General features: G+C 65.3%; 15 protein-coding genes. 12 read left to right on the top strand and 3 right to left on the bottom strand.

What is annotated here, in order from left to right; translation table 11 throughout:
• Positions 1 to 173 precede the first annotated feature (173 nt).
• The 4 genes from OIE68_RS12675 to OIE68_RS12660 all read left to right on the top strand — a co-directional run bounded on the left by OIE68_RS12675 (position 174) and on the right by OIE68_RS12660 (position 2,793).
• Positions 174 to 329: a DUF6131 family protein gene (locus OIE68_RS12675; protein WP_327099576.1), complete on the top strand. Its 156-nt coding sequence runs from the start codon at positions 174 to 176 to the stop codon at positions 327 to 329.
• Positions 330 to 882: 553 nt separating this feature from the next.
• Positions 883 to 1,284, top strand: coding sequence for a hypothetical protein (locus tag OIE68_RS12670; protein WP_327099575.1), 402 nt, complete (start codon positions 883 to 885; stop codon positions 1,282 to 1,284).
• A gap of 121 nt (positions 1,285 to 1,405) precedes the next feature.
• Positions 1,406 to 2,263, top strand: a complete 858-nt coding sequence (locus tag OIE68_RS12665; RefSeq protein WP_327099574.1) for a tetratricopeptide repeat protein — start codon at positions 1,406 to 1,408, stop codon at positions 2,261 to 2,263.
• An 86-nt stretch (positions 2,264 to 2,349) separates the two neighbouring features.
• On the top strand, positions 2,350 to 2,793 hold the full coding sequence (locus OIE68_RS12660) for a TRADD-N-associated membrane domain-containing protein (protein WP_327099573.1): 444 nt from the start codon (positions 2,350 to 2,352) through the stop codon (positions 2,791 to 2,793).
• A 189-nt stretch (positions 2,794 to 2,982) separates the two neighbouring features.
• Here OIE68_RS12660 and OIE68_RS12655 read toward each other — a convergent pair whose 3' ends face one another.
• Complete coding sequence (locus tag OIE68_RS12655; protein WP_327099572.1) at positions 2,983 to 3,753, bottom strand: MerR family transcriptional regulator; 771 nt, start codon at positions 3,751 to 3,753, stop codon at positions 2,983 to 2,985.
• Between the two features lie 264 nt (positions 3,754 to 4,017).
• Here OIE68_RS12655 and OIE68_RS12650 point away from each other — a divergent pair, with 264 nt between their 5' ends.
• Complete coding sequence (locus OIE68_RS12650) at positions 4,018 to 5,655, top strand: pentapeptide repeat-containing protein (RefSeq protein WP_327099571.1); 1,638 nt, start codon at positions 4,018 to 4,020, stop codon at positions 5,653 to 5,655.
• Positions 5,656 to 5,722: 67 nt separating this feature from the next.
• On the opposite strand, the gene OIE68_RS12645 is transcribed toward OIE68_RS12650, so the two are convergent.
• Positions 5,723 to 7,087: a flavin monoamine oxidase family protein gene (locus OIE68_RS12645; protein WP_327099570.1), complete on the bottom strand. Its 1,365-nt coding sequence runs from the start codon at positions 7,085 to 7,087 to the stop codon at positions 5,723 to 5,725.
• A gap of 274 nt (positions 7,088 to 7,361) precedes the next feature.
• Entirely contained in the window at positions 7,362 to 8,351 is a 990-nt protein-coding gene (locus OIE68_RS12640; RefSeq protein WP_327099569.1) for a hypothetical protein, read from the bottom strand.
• Between the two features lie 467 nt (positions 8,352 to 8,818).
• Between OIE68_RS12640 and OIE68_RS12635 the strand changes: the two genes are divergently transcribed.
• The 7 genes from OIE68_RS12635 to OIE68_RS12605 all read left to right on the top strand — a co-directional run bounded on the left by OIE68_RS12635 (position 8,819) and on the right by OIE68_RS12605 (position 16,649).
• Positions 8,819 to 10,222, top strand: coding sequence for a cellulase family glycosylhydrolase (locus OIE68_RS12635; protein WP_327099568.1), 1,404 nt, complete (start codon positions 8,819 to 8,821; stop codon positions 10,220 to 10,222).
• A gap of 244 nt (positions 10,223 to 10,466) precedes the next feature.
• The gene (locus tag OIE68_RS12630; RefSeq protein ID WP_327099567.1) at positions 10,467 to 10,688 is read left to right on the top strand and encodes a hypothetical protein; all 222 of its coding nucleotides are present in this window, start codon (positions 10,467 to 10,469) and stop codon (positions 10,686 to 10,688) included.
• 317 nt (positions 10,689 to 11,005) lie between these two features.
• On the top strand, positions 11,006 to 11,707 hold the full coding sequence (locus tag OIE68_RS12625) for an SDR family oxidoreductase (protein ID WP_327099566.1): 702 nt from the start codon (positions 11,006 to 11,008) through the stop codon (positions 11,705 to 11,707).
• A 28-nt stretch (positions 11,708 to 11,735) separates the two neighbouring features.
• Positions 11,736 to 12,158 (top strand): tautomerase family protein, encoded by a 423-nt coding sequence (locus OIE68_RS12620; protein ID WP_327099565.1) that lies wholly within the window; start codon positions 11,736 to 11,738, stop codon positions 12,156 to 12,158.
• Between the two features lie 234 nt (positions 12,159 to 12,392).
• Positions 12,393 to 13,874, top strand: a complete 1,482-nt coding sequence (locus OIE68_RS12615; RefSeq protein ID WP_419150699.1) for a serine/threonine-protein kinase — start codon at positions 12,393 to 12,395, stop codon at positions 13,872 to 13,874.
• Positions 13,875 to 13,885: 11 nt separating this feature from the next.
• Positions 13,886 to 15,073, top strand: a complete 1,188-nt coding sequence (locus OIE68_RS12610) for a DUF7373 family lipoprotein (protein ID WP_327099564.1) — start codon at positions 13,886 to 13,888, stop codon at positions 15,071 to 15,073.
• A gap of 4 nt (positions 15,074 to 15,077) precedes the next feature.
• Complete coding sequence (locus OIE68_RS12605) at positions 15,078 to 16,649, top strand: serine/threonine-protein kinase (RefSeq protein WP_327099563.1); 1,572 nt, start codon at positions 15,078 to 15,080, stop codon at positions 16,647 to 16,649.
• Positions 16,650 to 16,660: the final 11 nt, after the last annotated feature.

Below are 16,660 nucleotides of genomic sequence, written 5' to 3'. Positions count from 1 at the left end.
TACTGGAATATGCAGCACACGGGGTTGATCATCGTGTCTGTTGTTTCCCGTGGCCGTGGCCGTGGCTGGGTGTGCGTAGTGGGGCGTGCCGGCATTGCGCGCGCATGACCGATACCAGCACCGGAGGGTTTCTGAGACCCTTCGAGTACAGCAGCGAAACGAGGTAGCTGGCCATGATCGTTCTCGGAGTCATTCTTCTTGTCATCGGGTTCATATTCAGCATCCCGATCCTCTGGACCATCGGGATCGTGGTTCTCATCATCGGGCTCGTATTGTTGCTGTTGGGGTCGACGGGCCGCGCTGTCGGCGGCCGACGCCATTACTACTGACCCATGGCTCGCGTTTGCGCTCTGATCCGGTCGCCACCGCTAGGTCCGCTGGCAGCCGACGGCAACCCGGACAGGATCTATCCGGCGGACCTTGCGCCGATGTCGCGGGCCCGCCCGGTGGCCGTAGGCGATGTCGGCCTGTTTTGAGCCAGTTGTGCAGGCGGCCTTCGGAAATCCCGAAATCCTTCGCGATCCTTCAATCGGCGCCAAGTCGCAAGGCGCAGATCACGTGGGTGGCGAGTTGGTGGAACGAACTCGGCATCGGCTGGCTGGCGTGTGAGTAGGTGATCAACGGGGCCCGCGACACATGCTGTCGACGCCGCCCGTGGCCTGGCCAAGCGCTTCATGCCTACCGGTTTCTGCGCGTCGGACAGGCCGAGATGCGATTCGAACATGTTGGCGGACTGTCGATCAGCGCTACGGCCGGGCTGAATAGGGAGGGATCAGTTCGGCCGAGATGGGCACTTTGGGTCCGTGGTCGATCCGGGCAGCACGATCAGCGATGGGTGGCTAAACTCGTTGTCTGATAAGCATCTGACTAGCGGGGTTCACGGTGGATCCGTATTCGATCGTCGTCGCTGCACTTGCTGCGGGTGCCAGGGCCCAGTCGAGTGAGAACTCCTCGGTCGCAGTCCAGGACGCGTACCGCGCTCTTCGGGCGGCTCTCATCGCGCGGATCGACGATAAGGAACTGGGCGCCGATCTGTTCTCGGAGATCGAGAGCGATCCCGAGCGCACAGACATCCTGTTCCTCCGGCATCTCCGCGGCCGTCCGGCCGTGCTCGACAGACAGATCCTCGATCTCGCCGAAGGTCTGGTTCAGCTCGTCGACGAGAGCGCCAGTGGCGCCGGGTATTCCATCGATGTCAGGTGGGGTCGCGGGGTGCAGGTCGGCGACCACAATATTCAGGTCAACACTTTTTCCAGAAGCGACGGCACCGTCCGGGGTGAGTAGGTTGGTCGACACGTCCCACTCGCCCCAGCGGCCCGGGGCATCCAGGCCCGCGCCTTCCCCGCCCGTGAGGGTGCTGAGCTGGCCGGATCAACGGCAGTCACCGCTGCAGGTGGAAGAGCTGATGCTGCAGACTGCCGAAGCGGTGGGCGCAGGTCATGTGAGGACTTTGAAACTACAGGCAGAGCTGGCGTTCACACGTGCTCAACGAGGCGATGCCCGCGATGCGGTTCTGACCCTGGAAGCGGTTCTGCAGAAGCAGATCGTCCAGCTCGGATCGGTTGCGCCCGAGGTGCTTGCGACCATGAATCTGCTGGCGCACTGCCGGGGTCAATCCGGTGATCTGTCTGGCGCCGTCGTAGATTTCCTTAATCTGGAGTCCGAGTGCTCCCGGGTATTCGGCGACACACATCCCGACACCCTGACTGTTCGGCACAGTCTGGCCGTGTGGCGCGGGCTGGGCGGCAATCCCCGCGGCGCGGTCACGGATCTCGAGCAGCTGGCGAAGGATCAGAAGAGGATCCTCGGTCCCGACGACCCCGACACCCTTGCCACACGAGCAGCATTGGCGCATTGGATAGGTGAGTGTGGTGACAAGGAGAAGTCGGTCAGGGCGTACCGGGCCGTGCTCGAGGCCTACGCGCGCACCGTGGGTATTCGTCATCCAGTCGCGATGACGCTACGAAACAACCTGGCAAGTCTGCAGGGGCAGAACGGAAACGCGCCACTTGCGGTGGCGGCGCTGGAAGCGGTGCTCGTGGACCGGCGTCAGATACTCGGTCCCGATCATCCCGACACCCTCGCGACGCGAAACAACTTGGCCCACTTCCTCGGTCTGGCCGGCAATCCGCGCCATGCGGTGCGTGAGCTCGAGCAACTGGTCTTCGACTCCACCCGGGCGCTGGGAGCGGACCACCCCGGAACCCGGGGCGCCGCAACCAATCTCCAGTACTGGCGAGCACAGCGGGACGGCGGACGGTGACGGCCATTCCGAATCTGCAGCCGTACTCCGACGGGGGCGCCGCGGGCACCGAGATGGGAGTGCCCACGACTGTTCGTAATGTCTTCATGAGCAGTGCGATCGAGAGCTTGGCCAAGGCCGATCCCGGAAACATCCAGGAAGTGGCCGCTTCCCAGCTCGCGATCAGCAACGACTACTACGAGAGTGTGCTGCGCCAGGCGTCTCGGAGTTTCGTCGCCGCGATCGTGTCGGCTGGTGTGGGCCTGCTGTTCTTCGTCTGTTCGGTGGCGTTCGCCATGATCAGCCACAACCTGGATGCCGCGCTGATCAGCTCCCTTGCCGGCGGGATCGTCGAAGTGATCTCCGGCCTCAATTTCTGGCTGTACGGCAGGACGGCGCTGCAGCTCGATGCCTTCCATCTGCGACTGGAGAGGACGCAGCGATACTTGCTGGCGAACAGCATGAGCTCCAACCTGTCCGAGGATGCCCGCTCCCAGGTGATCGCGGACTTGGTCCGGGCGATGGTCGACAACGGTGGCACGACCCGGTGAGCTCGACCACCACTTGGACGTTGTTGCATCCCTTCTGTGGGAAGTAGCTGGTGCCGAAGGACGTGGGAGCGACTTCGATTGCCGCACAACGGAACACAGCCCGCTGCGCGGAAGCGAGGTTGGTGGATGCCCGCGACAGTGATGCGGCACTGCTCCGCGAACGGGCGATTCCGCGATGGCGACTACCTGCTAGGTGAGTCGGGTGTCGGCGAAGACCACCATGGCGGTGCGGTAGTACTCGGCTAGCCCAGGAGCGATCTGGTCGAAATTCTCGGTGTAGGCCGGGTCTTCGAGGTACGTCTGAGCCAGCGCCCTGAACGCGTGCGCGTCCGGGTTCCAGGTCGAGCGGATGAGCTGATACGCGGTCTCGATCTCGGCCTGCACGGCCGGGGCGCTCACCGCTGTGCCGGATGCCATGAATTCGGCCATGCGGATCATCGCCGCTGTCGTTTCTTTCTGCATCCGCTCGGTTTCCTCGGCAGTCAGCGAGTCGGTGAACTGTTGCGACCGCTCCCGGGCCTGCTCCTGACCGGGCCGATCGTCGGGCACTTTCGATTCGTACCGGTTCGGGTCGAAACCGTCGAAAAGGTTTTCCGGCCTGTTGATTTCGATCATGCTCGCTGTTCCTTCCTGTCTCTCGAGCTCCTCGATGGTGCGGGCGATCGTGCGCGCCACACGAGTGAGGCGATCACGCTCGCCGATCACCCTCGCGTGGTGGTCGCGCAGAGTCTGCACGTGGTCGGTCTGCCGGTCGAGAATCGCCACGATGGCGTCGAGCCCCAGATCCAGCTCCCGCAACACGAGGATCTGCTGGAGCCGCAGCAGTTGCTCCTGCTCGTAGAAGCGGTAGCCATTGCTGCGGACACCCGCGGGCGGTAGCAGCCCAATCTCGTCGTAGTGACGCAGTGTCCGCGGCGTCACTCCGGACATGCGAGCTATCTCGGCAACCGACCAGGACACACCCACCTCCTACTCGGAACTCTGCCGGCTGGTCCGGCACCTCGACGCTAAACATTCACGCAGCGTGAACCTCAATACCGGGGTAGGCGGCTTGATCTTTCCGGGGACAGCCCGGTCGCCTCGGCTACTTCCGGTGTTGGAATGTCATGCGCCCGAAGCTATGTCCGTCGCGATGGTCTGATTGTGCTCGCAGGGCGGGTTTGGTTCCATGGTCGTGGTGCGGAGCACGTTTGCGTCGGCCAGAATCGAGCGATGCTCGGGTGGGTGAGCGCTATTGGCGCGCAGGTACATACGAAGACGACTGCGGCACGCGCGCGAATCGGCAGTGCCAACAGGGCGGCGATCGGCCGCCGCGCGGTCCGGATCAGGTTGTTACCCGCGGTCTTGTCCGCGCTCGGTGTCGGCCTGGTCGTGGCCCTCGTCGCCTACGGGTTTCTGAGACTGATCACCCCGACCAGCGATGCCGAGGCCGCGCCGATCGACATCACCCGTGTCTCGCTGACCGTCGTAGCCGGAGTCGGCGGTGTCGTCGCCCTGGTGATCGCCTACCGCCGCCAGCGTGACCTCGAGCAGAACCGGTTCGTGGAACGCTTCGGCGCCGCCGCCGCGCAACTCGGCGCGACCGACGTCGCGGTCCGCATTGCCGGGGTCTATGCGATGGCCGGTGTCGCCGACGAATCCGACGGCCTGCGTCGCCAGCAATGCATCGACGTCCTGTGCGGCTACCTGCGCCTGCCCTATGACCCCGACCATGGCAGCAGCGGCCGCACGAAACTCGTGACGATCAGTCCGCGTGTCGACCGCGGACGAGATCGCGGCGAAATCCAAGAACACATCGAATATCGACACAACGACCGGGAAGTCCGCCGAACCATCATTCGCGTCATCGCCGACCATCTGAAACGAGAAGCCGAATACAACTGGTCGACAAGCAACTTCGACTTTCGCACCGCCCATCTCGAAAATGCCGACTTCACCCACATCACATTCACCGATGTCAGGTTCGAGGGCGCGACATTCACCGGTTCTAGCAGGTTCGTGAGCTCGACATTCACCGGTGCCGCCGGATTCGAGCACACGACATTCAACGGTCCCGTCTCGTTCGTCGGCGCGAGGTTCAACGGTCCCGCCTGGTTCGAGGGCACGAGGTTCACCGGCCCCGCCGGGTTCAGGGACGTGACGTTCTCAGCTACTACCGGATTCGAGCACACTACGTTCATCGACACGGCCGGATTCGAGCAGACAGCATTCGCTGGCGCGGCCGGGTTCACAGACGTGAGGTTCGGCGGCACCGCCGGATTCGACCACGCGACCTTCGCTCGCACCGCCAGATTCGAGCGCACAACATTCGCTGGCACGGCCGGGTTCGAGCACACAGGATTCGCCGGAACGGCTGGGTTCGAGGGCGCAACGTTCGCCGGCAGGGCGGGGTTCGAGCACGCGATCTTCACCGGCGCCGCGGGATTCCGCGGGGTAACCTTCGCCGGCATCGCCGGGTTCAGGGGTGCGGCGTTCATCAGCACCGCCAGGTTCGCGGGCGCGAGGTTCTCCGGCCCCGCAGAGTTCCGGGACGCGAAGTTTTCCGGTCCCGCCGGGTTCCGTGACGCGGCATTCACCACTACCGCCAAGTTCGAGGACGTGAAGTTCTCCGGCCCCGCAGAGTTCGGGGGCGCAAGGTTCACCGGCCCCACCTGGTTCGAACACGCGACATTCACCTCCGACACCAACTTCTCGCCAACCGATTTCGGAACGGCAGAAGTCTCGTTCCGATCGCCTCGACAGTGGGGTCCACCCGCGCCGAAGTTCGATTGGGACGACAATCTGCCCGGCAAGCCGACCAATATCGAACCCCAGGACTGGCCACCCGCACCACGCGCCACGGAGGCGGCGCGGCAACAGTGAACCCGCAGGGTGAGCTGCCGGGTAGTACGATTTCGATCCGGCTAGGCGTGGTGATCGTTTCTCATCCTCAGACCACGGTCGCGGTCTCGTGCTCGAGCACTTCACTTGCTACCCGTTCTCCCGAGCGAACGGCTCCGTCGACCCAGCCGCACATGACGGCAGAGCTCTCGGTGCCGGCCCAATGGATGCGGCCGCACGGCTCACGCAGAGCATGGCCGAACTGGGTGAGGACACCAGTGGGTGCGTGACTGAGCATCCCGCCGCCGGAGTAGCGCTCGACAGTCCAGTTGTGCTCGACGTAGTCGACGGGGGAGCCGGCCGCATCGCCGAACCGCTCGACTAGCGCACCGAGTACCGTCTTCCTTCGTTCGGCCTCGTCGAGTTGTCCGACCTGCCGCGCGATGGGTCCCTCGACGATGACACATAGGATCCCGGGTCGCCCGGTATCCGTGCAGGCATCGATGGTGATGGTCGCGGGTGACCCCGGTGCGGCCGACTGCCCGGACAATCCATCGCGCCGCCAGAACGGCTCGTCGTACACGGCGGCAATCTTGATGATCGAGCCGCTCGGCATCCGCTGATGGAGAAACGATCGATCGACCGGCAGCATGGGCTCGTACAGAATGTGACTCGCGATGGCCAGCGGAACCGCCACGATCGCCCGGCGTGCGCGCACCGTCAACTCCTCCGCGCACACCGTGACACCGGCGGTGTCCTGCTCTATCCGGCGAACCGGCTGCGACAGGTGGATCGAGTCGCCGATCTCGGCCGCCATCGGCCGGTAGATCGCACCCATACCGCCGACCGGCCGAGCATCCTGCGCGCCGTCCTTCACCCCGAGGACGAAATTCGGCCCTCCCCCCGATGCCATCTGGTACAGCACGAACAGCAATGACACCTCCGAGGCGGCCGAGGTGTAGCAGCCGGCAACGGCGGTCTCGAGCAGATCATGGGCGGGCCTGGACAATACGTTGTCATCCAGCCACTGCGCCAGGCTGAGCTGGTCCAATCTGCCGGCCTGCTTCGATGCCCACGGCGCATCGAGGGGAACCGACTCGCACATATGTCCCAGCTCGAACAACGCCGCACCGAGGTTCAACGCCGCCCACGGGCTCATCGTCCACGGAATCGTGCCCGTGTAGCGGTGCTGCTTGCCGTCGACCACCATGATGGCCTCACCGTCGGTGTACTGCTGGTAACTCGGTACCCCGAACTCGTCCATCAGTGCGTGGATCCGGTCCTGCCCCGGTCCTACCCACGCGCCACCGCGATCGATCCACGACCCGTCGGCACGCACTTCGGTGAACGTGCGCCCGCCGAGCCGGTCGCGGGCTTCCAGCACCGCTACCGATCGACCCGCCTGTTTCAGCCGCAGTGCGGCCGTCAATCCTGCGAAGCCTGCGCCGATCACGCAATAGTCGACATCTGTCATGGCGAGCCGTCCTCGTATCGCAGTTCTGCGCACGGCCGCCGTACGACCAGCGCACGATCGCGGCACCCTCGACACAACGGGTGCACATCGCCTTCGATCAGGTATACGGGTCGAATATTCAGCAATTCTAGAGCGAATTCCGAGGCAGGATAAGCCGGTAGGCCGATCCGAGTGAATTCGACGAAGTCCGCCGAAGGTCACCGTATGCCGAAGAAGTGCGCCCGCTACGCGTCACACACGACGTCGACGATGCCCGGCTTCGCCGGCGCAGCTGTCAACGGTTCGGCGTGAACGGTTCGGTCCCGAGCACCAGGCGCAGACCCGAGATACCGGAATGCGTTCGGGCGTAGGCCAGTTCGCGGCCGATGTCACCGACGTTGTTGACGATGGGAAGCGAAATGGCGAGCGTTGACAGAGTGCCGAGCGCATAGCCATCACGATCGAGGAAGGCGCTGCCACTGTCGCCCGGGATGCCGGGTATGGCCGCGACAAATGCGTGGGTCCAGCCACTGGCAGCGACATCGTCGATCTTGCTTTCACCGACCTGAGGGGACAGGGTGGCGATTCCGCCACGGAGAATGGAGTTCCAGTAGCTGTAGAGGCGGTCGCCGGCATTTGTGCCGCTGGTGTTGATGCCGACCGGGCCGCCCCAGTGCGGCAGGCTCGGATTGACTTTCCCGATGTCCTCCGGTGCGAGCTTCACCAGCGCAAAGTCGTTGTAGGCGCAGGTATTTTGATCCTTCTCGCCGGTTTCCTGCATGGTCAGCCAGCTGCTGTACGCGAGTTGCCCGTCGGCAGTGGTCGTCGCGCCGGAAACCAGCGAGCCGTTGCGGTTGAGACTCACGGCGGTTCCCAGGGGAAGGCTGCTGGCGGTGCACCCATCGGTATCGGTGACCTGTCCCGTGGTGGCGCAGTGGGCCGCCTGGCCGATGTACACATGGCCGGTGTCATCGACGAAGACGTAGTTCGCCGTGCATTGGACCGCGCCGTGGGTATAGGTCTGTATCCCGGGGGTGATCGCGGCAGAGGCGGCGGGCGCCCATTGATGTCCGGCCTGGTCGGCAGGAACGGTCGTCCCGTAGCCGGCGCCGAAGGTGAAGGCCTGCCGTTGCGGCGACGCAGGTGTCGAAGCCGAAACATGGTTGTCTGCTGTGCTGTCGGTGCCGGGCTGGTTGCCGCAGCCGGCAGCCAGGTACGTGCCGGTCGCTGCGAGGACGCAAGTCACCGGAATGGTGAACGCGCGGCGAAAACTGGACAGCAGCATGGATGGTCTCCTTATGGTTGTGAGGTTGACGATCTAGCGCCGGGGTGCGGCCGCGGACAGCAAGCGCCGAGCGCGACGACGTTGCCTAGCGATTGCCATCCGGGTTCCTGCTCACATTGCGTCCTTGGTCGGCCGGTGACGGCCGTTGCGCAAACTTGTGGCGATGCTCGAACCGGTTTCGGAGCCCGGCAGGCGGGCTGCCGTGCAAAACCCGATCACCAGCTAATCTGAACCCCATTCGTTTGCCATCACGATGTGGTCAGTTACTGCCGAGGAGTCGATAAGACGCTGAGATGATAGCCCGCGAATTCTCAGCATAACTTAGCTGAACCGGCTCGGCGGAATAGCATCGCGACCCTCCCGCCGAGGCGATCACGACCGCGATACCTCCTCCGGTGCAAAGCCGAACCGGGATTCGGCCTGCCGTAGAAGTGCCGTAGGCGCCTACTCGTCGAAAGGTTTGCGCGATGACCATCATGTCCTCGACAGCGCGGTGTCTCGGGTTGGTGATGTTGCTGCTGGGACTGACGGCACCGGCCGCGGCGCTACCGACGGCTCCCGAACTGGGGCACTCGGGCCGCTGGCTCACTGACGACCAGGGCCGGGTGGTCACCTTGCACGGCGTGAATCTGGTCTACAAGTACCCGCCGTATTTCCCCGCAGCGGGTGGTTTCGGCGAGAACGACGCCCAGTTCCTGGCGGAGAACGGTTTCAACGCGGTGCGGCTGGGTTTCGCATGGAACGCGGTCGAGCCGCAGCCCGGAGTTTACGACGATGACTACATCGCGCAGCTCGAGCAGACCCAGCAGTTGCTGGCCCGGTACAACATCTACAGCCTTGTCGATTCCCATCAGGATGCGTTCAACGAATCGGTTGGCGCGAGTTGGAGCGGGTTCCCCGAGTGGGCGACGATCACCGACGGGTTTCCATTGCAGCCCGATCCCGGCTTTCCGTTGGTCTACTTCACGAGCCCCGCGCAAAATCAAACGTGGGCGAACTTCTGGCACAACCGTGCCGCGCCCGATGGCGTCGGACTGCAGGACCACTATGCGGCCATGTGGGCGCATGTCGCGCAACACTTCGCAGACGAGCCGTATGTGCTGGGCTACGACCTGATCAACGAGCCGTGGCCCGGTTGGGAATACCCGACTTGCTTTCCGCAGGGCTGCCCCCAGTTCGAGCGCGGTGCACTCGCGACGCTCGAAGCAAAAGCGATGAACGCCATCCGCCGAGTCGACCCGGAACACCTGCTGTTCTACGAACCGTCCGTCACCAACGACTTGGGTACGCCGGACTGGATGTCGAATCCCACCGGCGATCCGAACGCGGGGTTGAGCTTTCACGACTACTGCCCGGGCCCGATCGACACCTGCGTGCGCAACGGATTGGATCGCGCCGATGCCGACGGCGTTGTCGGGCTGGTGACCGAGTTCGGCGCGACCAAAGATTGGGCGAAGCTGACTCGTCTCGCCGATACATTCGACGACAACATGGCTTCCTGGCTGTTCTGGTCCCAACCGCAGGACCAGACACCCGGTCATGCCCAGGAGCCGCCGACCGGCCCCAACCTGATGGACCCGGCGATCGTCCGGCCATATCCGCGTGCAATCGCAGGCACCCCGCAGCAGTGGCACTACGACAGCGCGACCGGGACGTTCACCATCCAATTCAGTGCCCGCCGCGCAGATTCCGGTCAACCGTTCGCACCTGGAGCCCGCACCGAGGTGCATCTGCCGCAGAGCAACTTCCCCGCCGGCTACCAGGTCGAAATCCAGGGCGCCGACGTCGTGTCCGCACCCGATGCCCGGCTACTTCAACTCACCACCAACCCCGGACAGGACACCGTGCAGGTGATTGTGACGCGACGGTGATCGGCGCCGAGGCCTACACCGACACCGGAGCCCCGGCCGGCCGGAGGCGGCTACCGTGGTGTTCGGCTACGGCACTGCTACAGGATTTCTTCGGCACCATCGACGGATCCTGACCGCCGACCATGAGTCGACCGATTGACCAGCGGGCAGACACCGGACAATATGAATCATGGGTGTCTGTCGGATGTACGAATGTCGAACTGCTCGATGCCTGTCGGGACGGACGGCCTGACGCGAGCATCGAGTGCATGACGAATCCGATGTGGCGCAGGCGCGCGTCTTCTACAGATTGCTCGAAGCCGAGGCCGCTGCCCTGGATGCGATGCTGCGAACTCAGCTGACCCGGCGCGGGGCACCACGGGCGACCACCGAGGCCCGGTTGCTGGATCGGGACATGCGCGAGGTGCGCCGCTGCCTGGATCTGTTGCTCGACCGATTTCCGGAACTGGGCCCGAACGAGCGCTGATCCGCTCACCGACTCGCTTCGCCCAGCTGCGGATTCGAACAAGTCAGCCGGCTCGGCACCTCGATATCAGGGCGTGGCAGGGGTGCCTCAGCTGCGACCGCGCCACCCGCTGCCGCTGCCCCGCCGCGTCGAATGCCGTGCGTAGAAGCCGTCCTTGATCACGTCCTCTCCGAGCGTGGGGCCGCCGAGGTGGTTGCGCAGCACGAGCGGGGTACTGATGGCGATTTTCCCTGGAGGCCCGCAGTTGTCGGACTGACAGCATGTTGGCTATAGTTTCATATAGTCAGCTACGACGTGGACGAATCAGGAAGGCAGACATGACCAGAATCGAAGGTGCTATCGCCTTGGTGACCGGCGGGCAACGCGGCCTCGGCCGAGCATTCACCGAGGAGCTCCTGGCGCGTGGCGCGGCCAAGGTTTACGCCACTGCCCGCAAGCCCGAGGCGGGCGATGACTCTCGTGTCGTCCCACTCGAATTGGAGGTTACCGACCCGGATTCGGTTGTGGCCGTGGCGGATCGGGCCACGGATGTGAACATCGTCATCAACAACGCGGGTGTGCTGCGCCCAGCGCCGCTACTGCATGCCGAAATGGCCGATGTGGTCGAAACGTTCGAGACCAACGTCTTCGGCCCCCTGCGCATCGCCCAGGCCTTCGCCCCCATCCTCGCCGCCAATGGTGGTGGCGCACTGGTGGATATCCACTCCGTGCTGTCCTGGAGCTCCGGGGCCGCGGCCTACGGTGCGTCGAAGGCCGCCCTGTGGTCGCTGACCAACTCCCTGCGCATCGAACTGGCGGCGCAGGGCACCCAGGTCGTCGGTATCCACCTCGGCTTCGCCGAGACCGACATGGTGAAGGGCATAGATGCCGTCAAGCTCAGCCCTGCCGCAGTCGCCGCCGCGGTCGCCGATGGCCTGGAAAAGGGTGCGCACGAAGTTCTTGTCGACGAGTTCACCCGGCAGGTGAAGGCATCCCTCTCCGGACCCGTCGAAAACCTCGTCCTTCCCTTCCGTCGCTGAGACACCGCTTCGCCCAAAGGAATTCGCCATGCCGCTCTGGCACATCTACCACCCCGCGAACACCTACACCCCTGAGGACAAGCAGAACTTCGCCCGGGACATCACCGCCTACTACGCCCGCGTCGGCCTCCCGGAGTTCTACGCCGTAGCCCTCTTCCACGAACTCCCCGCCGACTCCTTCTATGTGGGCGGCAAACCCACCGCCGCCTCGGTGCGCATCACCATCGACCACCTCGCCCGTCAACTCGACGACCCCGAAATGCGAAAGCGCATGACCCGCGGCCTCGACACCCTCATGGCTCCCTATACGCACGACCGCGGCCTGTACCTCGAATTCAATATCAACGAGGTCGTCCGCGACACCTGGATGATCGCTGGGCTCTTCCCGCCGCCGATCGGCAGCGATATCGAGCAGGCCTGGGCCGAGGAGAACAAGCCCATCCCGTACTGAAGTCGGCGGCGGCGTACTCGTCCGAGGTATCGGATTCACCAGGCGCACTGGGCTTTCCACCGCACTTGCGCGGCTCGATGTTCTCTGCTGTGGTGACTACCACCTTGTTGCTATAGTCGGCCCCGTCGGCTGCGCCGTTCCGAATCGGTTGCACCTCACCGCATGACCTCGCGGATGGTCAGCCGGCATGCGCCGGAAGGGTCCCGGCACTATTCGGGCGGGAAGGCAGTGCGGTTGACTGTCACTGAGGGCATGGATTTTGCCGGGTATCGCATAGAACGACGCCTCGGTATGGGTGGCATGGGCACAGTGTTTCTCGCCCAGCACCCGCGCCTACCCCGCAAGGACGCGCTGAAGATCCTGTCCGACGGGCACACCGGCGATCCCGTGTTCCGCGCCCGATTCCTGCGCGAGGCCTCGATCGCGGCGAGTCTGCATCATCCCAACCTGGTCGCGGTGCGCGACCGCGGCCAGCACAGCGGCCGGTTGTGGATCGCGATGCAATATGTCGAGGGCGTCGATCTCGCCCAGCTGATCCGGCGCGGACCTGCCGCGCTACCGCTCGAGCGGGTGGTCCGGATCATCACCGAGGTCGCCAAGGGGGTCGACGCGCTGCACCGCACGGGCCTGCTGCATCGGGATGTGAAGCCGGCCAACATTCTCGTCGCCGAACAGGACGGACGCCCGGACCGGGTGCTGGTCACAGACTTCGGCATTGCCCGGTCCGCCGACGAACCGACGACATCGACCGGCGCCGGGCTCAGCGCGACGCCGGCCTACGCCGCACCCGAGCAGATCAGCGGTGGGCCGGTGGATCACCGGACCGACGTGTACGCGCTCGGCTGCGTGCTGTACGAGCTGTTGACGGGGTCGGTGCCGTTCGCCCGCGACACCCCGGCCGCGGTGCTGTACGCGCACCTGCACGAGCCCCCGCCCACGCTGGAAAACGCCGGGACGCCACCGGGATTCGACGAGGTGATCGCCACCGCGCTCGCCAAGAATCCGGCCGAGCGGTTCGCGAGCTGCGGTGCGTTGGCGGCTGCGGCGGAAGCGGCAGCGCAGGGGACGGTCCGGATCCCGGCGGCCGGCCGGCCACCGCGCCGGGCCTCCCGGCGACGCCGACTGATGATCGGCGCCGCCGCAGCCTCCGCCGTCCTGGTCGCGGTGGCGACGGCGGTGCTGGTCGGATTCGGCCGTGACGGTTCCGCCGAGCAGGCGTCGAGTGCAACCCCCCTCGGCCCGCAGACGGGCGTGGATGCGGTGTCCTGGGGCGCGTATACCTATGTCGCGCAGGCATTTCCGGAGTTGTTGCCCGCTTCCCAGTTCGGCACCGGTTATCAGGAGATGTTCGCCTGTCGAACGGTCGACGAGCGGGACAAGGACGTCTCGATCGATGTCTTCGTGCCGGTCGGTCGGATCTTCTGCCAGGGCAACCGAGAACCGGTGATCAGCCTGGATGTGGTGTGCAACGCGGACCGCTCGCCCATCGCCCCACCGGTCACCTTCGATCGAGCCGAAGGCGACGAGCACTGGACCCGTCCCTCGGGCACCGGAAATCTGCACTGGGGCACCGCCCTCGGGCGCGAGGACAAGATTGTGGGACACCTTCGGCTGTACTTCGACGACCCTGGCCGCAATTTCTGCTACATCGTCGTCACCGGGTCCCCGACCGGGGCCGAATTGCGGGCCCGCTGGTGGACGGAGGCGCCGCTGTGAGGCTCGCACACATGGCCATGGCACTGGGTGTGGTGCTGGCCGTCACCACGGGATGCGCGGTAGCGGGGAATCCGGTGCCCGCACCGGATCCGGCCGCCCTCGATGTCGGTCCGTACAGCCGCAGTCCGCTGCTCGCGCCGGCGCACGGCAGCGAATACCGCGGCCGGGTGATCGAATCGGTCCGTATGGCGGAGATCATGCTGAATCCCGTCGATGTGGATCAGGCGTTGCAGATCCCGCTCAGTAGAAGCCGAGCCGTCCCGCTGCCCACTCCGGCGAAAGCCGCAGCGCTGCTGGCCGATCCGGTCCGCGCGGTCCTCGAACGGCACGGCATGCTGGCCGGGTTCACCGTCGGTGCTACCGACACTCCGTCGCAAGTGGTGGTGGGCGGCGGTCGACTGCTACAGGTCATGGTGCTGCGTTTCCCGGATCCGGCGGCGGCGCAGCGGGCCGCGCAGGAGATCGATGCCGTCGATGCCGCGGTGAGCTCGGACAATGTCTCCGTCGCGATCCCGGAACATCCTGCGGCCCATGCGCATTGGCGTCCGACGGTGCCGACGATCGCGGCCACGGTGGCGCAGGACGCGTTTGTCGTCAGTGTGCTTGCCGGGCATACCTCGCCCGACCTGAGCGCCCTGACCACGCTGGCGCGCAGGACATTCGACGTCCAGGTGCCGTTGCTGCGCGACTTCGCGCCCACACCGCCCGACAGGTTCGCCGAACTACCCTTGGATCGTGACGGCATGCTGGGGCGAATGGTTCCCGAGGCGCCCGGCCGCTGGCCGTTCCCGGTGGTGATCCTCGGCGACTTGGCGGCGAACGCGGGATGGGGCAGCCTGGTCCAAGCTCGCGGCATCGTGTATGGACCCCGTGGCGCCGAGCGCTTCGCCGGATCCAGCCAAGAGCCGGTCGAACTCCTCGGCCTCAACCGCTTCGACCGGCTCATGCGCTTCGCCGACGCGGCCACCGCCCAGAAGTACTTCACCCGCCTGAAGACCCCCGAAGGGGGAGTGGAGGTCGCGGCACCGGCCGGCCTCGTGGACGTCCGCTGCACGGATACGCTGAATTCCACCGGGATGGTCAAGTTCGATTGCGTGCTCCGGCACGGCCGTTATGTCGCACTGGTTTTCAGCCGGGATTATCGGGATGTGCAGCAACGAGCTGCGGCGCAGTACGCGCTGCTGGTGAACAGCGAGTAGGCGTATGGTTGAAATACTCACTGCTGGAACAATATTCGCCGGATACCGGATCGAGCGCGTGCTGGGCACCGGCGGCATGGGCGCGGTATATGTGGCCCGGCATCCGCGTCTGCCGCGCCGCGACGCACTGAAGGTGCTGCCCGAGAACTGCGGCGCCGCCGACGAATTCCGTGCCCGGTTCCTGCGGGAGGCGGAGCTGGCCGCCCGGCTGGACCATCCGAATATCGTCGCGGTGCACGACCGCGGTATCGAGCACGGCCGGCTCTGGATCGCGATGGAGTTCGTGAGCGGTATCGACGCGGCCCAGTTGCTCCGCCGTGATGGCGCAGTGGAGCCGCAGCGCGCGCTGCACATCGTCACCGAGACGGCGCGAGGTCTGGACGAGGCGCACAGATCCGGCATGCTGCACCGGGATGTCAAACCGGCGAACATCCTGATCGAACACCTCGAGGGCGCTCCGGATCGGGTGCTGGTGGCAGATTTCGGGATCGCCAGGGCTGCCGGTGACGGCACCGCGCTGACCGAGGTCGGGACGGTCGTGGCGACGCTCGCCTACGCCGCGCCGGAACTGCTGGCCGACCAGCGGGTCGATCATCGCGCCGATGTCTATGCCCTGGGCTGTACCCTCTTCGAACTGATCACCGGCGCAAAGCCGTTCCCGCGCGATTCGGTAGTCGCGGTGATGCAGGCCCATCTGATGGAGCCGCCGCCGCGGGCCCGTGCGGCGCGGCCGAATCTGCCCGCCGCGATCGACGCGGTGATCGCCCGGGCCATGGCGAAGAATCCGGACGACCGCTATTCGTCCTGTGGGGCGTTGGCGGCCGCGACGGCGAGTGCTTTCGGGTTCCCGGTGGAGCAGACCGTTTTCGCGGTCCAGCCACCGGAGCTACCCTCGCCACCGCCCGCGCTGTCGGCTGCCACCCATCCGCCCGCACCGAAGGCGACACCGAAAGTCCCACCGCCGCTGCCGAATCCACCCCGGCGGCGGCCGCGGTACGCCGCCGTCGCCGCGGCGGCGGTGATCGCGCTGGTGCTAGCGATCACGAGTGTCGTGGTGTGGAACCGTGATTCGAGCGGAACTACGACGAATCCCACCGCGCCGACCAGCAGCGCCGGCGGATTGACCTGGGGGAGATATGCCTTCGTCGTCGACGCACTGCCACAGTTGCTGCCCGCCACACCCACCCGGACCGGTCATCAGGGCATCCGCTGTGCCGCCATCGACGACAAGGGCAATGCCGCCGACCTCAACCGGGTGCCAGAACACATCGCCCACATGCGATGCACCGGCAACGAGAACCCGATACGAGATGTGGATGTGCAGTGTTCGGCGAATCGGAGCCCCTACAGCCTGGTGAACGAGGAGGGGGTCGTCGTCCTCGGCGATCAGCGGTGGGAACGATCCTCTGGTCGCGGCCGAGTGGTCTGGTCGAGCATGCTCGGTTATAGCGGGCAAATCGGGATTGTCGGTCTCGAATTCGATGAACCCACACGCAACTTCTGCATGGTTGTCGTGATCGGTGGCAGTTCGGGTCAGGACCTCTACGACCGCTGGTGGCCGAATGCACCGTTCTGATCGCGCAGGAA

The organism is Nocardia vinacea (assembly GCF_035920345.1).
Lineage (GTDB): Bacteria > Actinomycetota > Actinomycetes > Mycobacteriales > Mycobacteriaceae > Nocardia > Nocardia vinacea_A.
The sequence above is the reverse complement of the archived record's forward strand: the minus strand, read 5'-3'. Positions and strand labels throughout refer to the sequence as shown.